The 5595-nt window shown below is 61.4% G+C and carries 5 protein-coding genes; 4 read left to right on the top strand and 1 reads right to left on the bottom strand.

All coding sequences use genetic code 11. The annotated features are described in order from the left end of the window. A partial coding sequence (locus tag LJE93_12010) for a beta-lactamase family protein (GenBank protein MCG6949626.1) occupies window positions 1–940 on the bottom strand: 940 nt, incomplete at its 3' end. Window positions 941–1070: 130 nt separating this feature from the next. Between LJE93_12010 and rsgA the strand changes: the two genes are divergently transcribed. The 4 genes from rsgA (at window position 1071) to LJE93_11990 (ending at window position 5414) form a co-directional block, all read left to right on the top strand. Then, the gene (gene rsgA / locus LJE93_12005) at window positions 1071–2141 is read left to right on the top strand and encodes a ribosome small subunit-dependent GTPase A (protein ID MCG6949625.1); all 1071 of its coding nucleotides are present in this window, start codon (window positions 1071–1073) and stop codon (window positions 2139–2141) included. Between the two features lie 114 nt (window positions 2142–2255). Further along, complete coding sequence (locus LJE93_12000; protein ID MCG6949624.1) at window positions 2256–3206, top strand: NmrA/HSCARG family protein; 951 nt, start codon at window positions 2256–2258, stop codon at window positions 3204–3206. A gap of 66 nt (window positions 3207–3272) precedes the next feature. Next, on the top strand, window positions 3273–4145 hold the full coding sequence (locus LJE93_11995) for a hypothetical protein (GenBank protein ID MCG6949623.1): 873 nt from the start codon (window positions 3273–3275) through the stop codon (window positions 4143–4145). 129 nt (window positions 4146–4274) lie between these two features. Further along, window positions 4275–5414: a beta-lactamase family protein gene (locus LJE93_11990; GenBank protein MCG6949622.1), complete on the top strand. Its 1140-nt coding sequence runs from the start codon at window positions 4275–4277 to the stop codon at window positions 5412–5414. The last annotated feature ends 181 nt before the right edge of the window (window positions 5415–5595 follow it).

The raw sequence follows: 5595 nt of genomic DNA, 5'->3' as shown, positions 1-5595 counted from the left end.
GCTCGAGCCCGGTGCCGAGGCCCCAGGAAACCAGCCCATCATCACCGACATCGCTTTGCGGCCGCAGCAGGGCCTCATGGGTGGCATCTGCCAAGCCTTCGCCTGTCGAGAGAGCGACCAGGAATCGCGCGTAGTCCGAGGCGGTCGTAACCAGGCTCGCGGCCGCGTGCGGTCGGGCCTTCCTCCGCCGTTCCTCGAAATCATCCGGCTTCGGCTGGACCTCGCCCCATGCCCGGTGCGGCCATGCGTACCGGTCGAGATCGACCTCGGAAGCGGTATAGGTCGAGCTCGTCATGCCGAGCGGTTCGAAGGTGTAGGTGGTCACGAGTTCCTCCATCGGCGTCCCGGTGACGCGCTCGACCACCTTCTGCAGCAGGCCGAAGCCCTCGCCCGAGTAGCCGAACCGTTCGTCAGGGTCGAAGATGAATGTCAGCTCACCCCTCCCTCGCCAGTTCGGAAATCCCGTTCTGTGGGTCATCACCATCCGTGCGGTGATCTCTCTAACCCGCGGATCATCGAAGCTCTCTCCGAGGTGATTGGCCCTGGCCGCGTCGATGCCAATGGAGTCGATGAGCGGTGCGTCGAGATCGAGCACTCCTTCGTCGACCATTCTCAGCACCGTGTAGGCGAATACCGGCTTGCTGAGGCTCGCCGCCTGGAAGACCGTCTCCGTCGTAGCCGGTACACCTTCGATCGCGACACCGAAAGCGTCGCACCAGGCGGCCTGGAAGTCGTCGATCAGGCAAATGCTCAGGCCCGGAATCTTGGCCGCCCCCATCAAATCCGGCAGGGTTTCTTCGAGGATCGCCGCAATCTCCTCGGGAGTCCTCCTATCCAGCGCCGGTTCCGCCTCCGGTCCCGGATCTCGGTTCCGAGAACACGAGGTGAGGACAAAGACTGACAGCACCAGACCCAGAACTGCTCGAACCGTGTGAAGCATGCGAACCTCCCCCAACCACCCGATCGGCATTGTTTCACTTCTACGACGCTGACGATGGTTTGTTATTCGATTGAATTCCCGGCCGGTACACCGGCTACAATCACATCGGACGGTTGAGTTGAGATCTCGAATGACTCTGGAAACCTACGGCTGGACTCAGCATTTATCCGACGCTTTCGAACCCTTTCGCGAGCGCGGTCTGACTGCCGCGCGCGTCACCCTGTCAAACCGGGGCCGCTACCTCGTGCAAACGGCCGAGGTGGAGATCGAGGCGTACGTGAGTGGACGGCTTCGACACAACGCTTACAGCTCCGCCGACCTTCCCGCGGTCGGCGACTGGGTCGCCGCGAAGAAGGCCGAAGACTGCAGCTCGGCGGTCATCCACGAAATCCTCCCGAGGAAGACCCGCCTGTCGAGAAACGTCGCAGGAGACAGGACCGAAGAACAGGTCGTCGCGGCCAACGTGGACACCGTCTTTCTCGTCATGGGACTGGACGGTGATTTCAATCTGCGACGCATGGAGCGCCTGTTGGCGACAGCCTGGGAGAGCGGCGCGCTGCCGGTCGTCGTGCTCAACAAGGCCGATGTCCCGGAGGACGCCGACAGCTTGCGCCGGGAGGTCGAGAGCATCGCGCCCGGAGTTCCGGTCCTGTCGCTGAGCGCCCGGGAAGATCGGGGCATTGATCAGCTCAGTCCGTATCTCAACCGGGGCGAAACGGTCGTGCTCATCGGCTCGTCGGGAGTCGGCAAGTCGACGCTGATCAACCGGCTCCTCGGCCGCGACGCCATGCGCACCGCAGAGGTTCGCGAGAGTGACGATCGGGGACGCCACACGACCACTCATCGCCAGATGTTCGAGCTTCCGCGCGGAGGCCTGCTGATCGACAACCCCGGTCTGCGGGAAATCCAGCTGTGGAGCACGGACGACGCCCTCGGCGACACCTTCGGTGAGATCGAAGCTCTCGCGGAGCGCTGCAAGTTCGGCGACTGCAGTCACGCGAATGAGCCTGGATGCGCGGTGCTCGCCGCGGTCGACGCGGGAGAGATCGAGGAAGAACGCCTGGAAAGCTATCAGAAGCTCCAGCGAGAGCTTGACTATCTCGAGATCAAACAGGACGAGGGCGCGGAGCGCGCCGAGCGGAAGAAGTGGAAATCGATCAAAAAGGCCTCCAAACAGATGAAACGCCAGCGCGAGAAGTGAGGAGGAACGCCGGACTTGGAAGATCTCTTCGGTGACTGTTGTTGTTAAAAGGGACCGAATCGCAACCACAGTCGAGCACCGCACCCGGCGCTCGACGACACCGGGAGGTAAGCCATGTCCGAGAAGAAGATCATCGCCGTCGTCGGGGCCACCGGGGCACAGGGCGGCGGATTAGTACGCGCAATCCTCGACGATTCGGACGGAGGGTTTTTTGCCCGAGCCGTCACCAGGAATGCGGACTCCCCGAAAGCGCGGGAACTCGCGGCGATGGGCGCTGAGGTCGTGGCGGCAGACCTCGACGACGTCGAGAGTCTCGAGAGGGCATTCGATGGTGCACACGGTGCCTACTGCGTCACCTTCTTCTGGGAGCATTTCTCGCCGGAGAAGGAGAAGGAGCACATCAGGAACATGGCGGTCGCCGCCAGAAAGGCCGGCGTCGAGCACGTCATCTGGTCGACTCTCGAGGACACCCGCCGGTGGGTGCCGCTCGAGGACGATCGCATGCCGACACTCATGGGGTCGTACAAGGTCCCCCACTTCGACGCCAAGGGCGAGTCCGACCATGTGTTCTCGGACGAAGGCGTTCCGACCACCAATCTGCTGACCTCGTTCTACTGGGACAACCTGATTCACTTTGGAATGGGGCCGAAAGAAGGTCCGGACGGTACCCTGGCGCTGACCCTGCCTATGGGCGAGGGCAAGCTCCCAGGGATTGCGGCCGAGGACATCGGACGAGCCGCCTACGAGATCTTCAAGCGTGGCGACGAGTTCATAGGCGAGACGGTCGGCATCGCCGGCGAGCACCTGACCGGTGCGGAGATGGCCGACGCCCTCTCCCAGGCCTACGACGCAAAGGTGGTCTACAACTCGATCGAGCCGGATGTCTACCGGGGGCTCGGCTTCCCCGGCGCAGAGGATCTCGGCAACATGTTCCAGTTCAAGCGTGACTTCCAGGACCTGTTCTGCGGCCATCGTGACCTTGGTTTTTCACGTTCGCTCTTGCCGAACGTGCAGACCTTCAAGGGTTGGCTGGCAGAGAACGCGAGCCGGATCCCGAGAGAGTAATCCTCCCGTGCGCAGGTGCCTCGTGCAGCTTGTGACCCGGTGACACCTCGTGTGACAATGTGATCCGTGACATCCCCTCACATCGTGTTGCGCGCACTCGCGGTTGTGATCGCGCTTGTCGTGCTCGCATCGTGCACTGTCGAATACCAACATCCATCTGACCCACCGTCGACGCCCACTGACACGCCTGGCGCTGAGTTCGTCGTCCAACTGGTCTCCGTGGTACAGGGTCGAAGAGCAGCTTATCTTGCCCACCTCCGGAGCTGCTTATTGCCTCGGTGGAAAGATCTACGGGAAAGCGGAACGGTATCTACGGTCAGCGTCTTCGAGTTGATCGACATGGAGACGACCCTCCACGTGACGCCTGCCTGGTCTTTCCTGCTGGTCGCCGGACTCGCGCCCGGCACGTCTAACGGAGAACTGTTCCACGGCGAAGACTCGGCGTGCGCGACCGACGACAAAAATTCGATTTTCACCGTGATTCGCAAACAACGAATGAGGTGCACGGCGAACTCGTGCTTCGGTTCGCCTGAACCCTCGTACCCAGATGCCCCTGCCGGCATCGATTATCTGATCGAGTTCATCGCAGTCGAAAACATCCCCGCGTCAATCACCACGTACCACGACCTGATGAGGAATTACTTCGGCCCGGCAAATGGCATCCTCGTCGAGCGAGGTCTGCTCCATTGTTTCGTGGCACTTGAGCTGACCGGCAGTGCCAACCACGGGTACGACGAAGCGGCCTCGGCATGGAATCAGGTCCACCTGAGCGATCAATGGGACGAAGGTGGCGACATCGACTGGGAAGTCATTTACGAAGACCTGTTTCGCAGAGAATTTTCGCGTGAACTCGACGAAATATGGAGCCAAATTCCTCCAACCCAGGGTTTCTCGACCGAATACCGGGCGCGCCTCGTGCCTGATCTCTGCGTGAGGTGAAGCCGGGACTTTGGGAAGAGACTGCCTTCACCATTGGTCTGTGCCCTTGCCCGCCGGTTTCGGGGCGGTATTCTTAGGGTCCAAACGTTTGCCGCGGGAGCCGCATTTCATTCACCTAGGGAGATGTTGATGCTGACCATACGGAAACCAAGTGACCCCAGCCTCGTCGTTCTGGGTCTCGCCCCGACTCTGGCCGCGTTGATCCTCGCGACCGGCTCGGCATCCGCCCAGATCGTGACTCCGACCAACGAGCGCTTGACCGAGCTGGATCGGCGGATCGAAGACTACATGGAGAAGAACCACATTCCCGGGGTCCTCGTGGCGGTGGCCTCGAAGGGCCGCATGATCCACCTCAAGCCGTACGGAATGGCCAACGTCGAGCTGTCGGTGCCCGTCAGCGAAACGACGGTCTTCGAGATCGGCTCCATCTCGAAACAGTTCGTCTCCTCGGCAGCGATGATGCTTGTCGAGGAGGGCCGGCTCGGACTCGACGACCAGATCCATGCCCATCTGCCCTTCCTGCCCGGCGAGTGGCGCGGTGTGACGGTTCGACAGCTGATGACGCATACCTCCGGCATTCCGGACTATGAAGAAATTGCCACTTACGATATCTACGGTTTCCGCCTCACACCGGAGGAGGTGATTCGCATCGCCCACTCCCGACCCATGGACTTCGAACCTGGAACCGCCTGGAACTACAGCAATACAGGCTACTTCCTGCTGAGTATGATCGTCGAGGGGGTGGAGGGGAAACCACTCGGGGAGGTGCTCGAAGACCGCATCTTCGAGCCTGTCGGCATGACCCGGACCCGCATGGCGGATCCGGAAACCATCATTCCCGATCGGGCCGCGGGCTATTGGGTCGACAAGTCGGGCGAGCTGATCAACCGAAGACCCACCGAGACGTCCTCCACCCTCGGAGCAGGTGGTCTCCTTTCAACCGCCAGCGACCTCGCGAAATGGGACGCAGCTCTCTATGGAGAGAACGTCCTGAGCAACGAGTCGAAGAGGCAGATGTGGACCGGAGCTGTTCTCCTGGATGGCAACGACACGAAGTACGGCTTCGGTTGGGACGTCACACCTTACAGGGAGCTCACCCGCCAGCAGCACGGCGGTATGGTCGCCGGCTTCGTCGCACGCTTCTCCCGATTTCCGGATCAAGAGGCCGTATTCATCGTCCTCATGAACCGATACGAGGTCACCACCTTCCCCATATTCAAGGCCCTGGTCCACACCTTCATGCCGAGCCTCGGGCCGATCCCCGAATAGCTGCGCAGGAAGACCGCCGTCCTGCCTCGGTGGTTCTCGGGGCAAGTGACTCAAAAACTCATGGCACGGCGCTCGACCACTCCAATGTGTTCCCCGACTCGAAACCGTCGGCAAAGATCATATCCCCTCCAACGGAGCCCTCGAGAGAGAAACAGAGATCGTGCTCGGTCGCACCGAGGCA

Source organism: Acidobacteriota bacterium, from assembly GCA_022340665.1.
GTDB lineage: Bacteria > Acidobacteriota > Thermoanaerobaculia > Thermoanaerobaculales > Sulfomarinibacteraceae > Sulfomarinibacter.
This window is presented reverse-complemented; position numbering and strand designations above follow the sequence as displayed.

Bases quoted from the DNA above. Each gene is read 5' to 3' on its own strand.
- rsgA (MCG6949625.1), top strand. From the start codon at position 1,071: ATGACTCTGGAAACCTACGGCTGGACTCAGCATTTATCCGACGCTTTC.
- LJE93_12000 (MCG6949624.1), top strand. From the start codon at position 2,256: ATGTCCGAGAAGAAGATCATCGCCGTCGTCGGGGCCACCGGGGCACAG.
- LJE93_11990 (MCG6949622.1), top strand. From the start codon at position 4,275: ATGCTGACCATACGGAAACCAAGTGACCCCAGCCTCGTCGTTCTGGGT.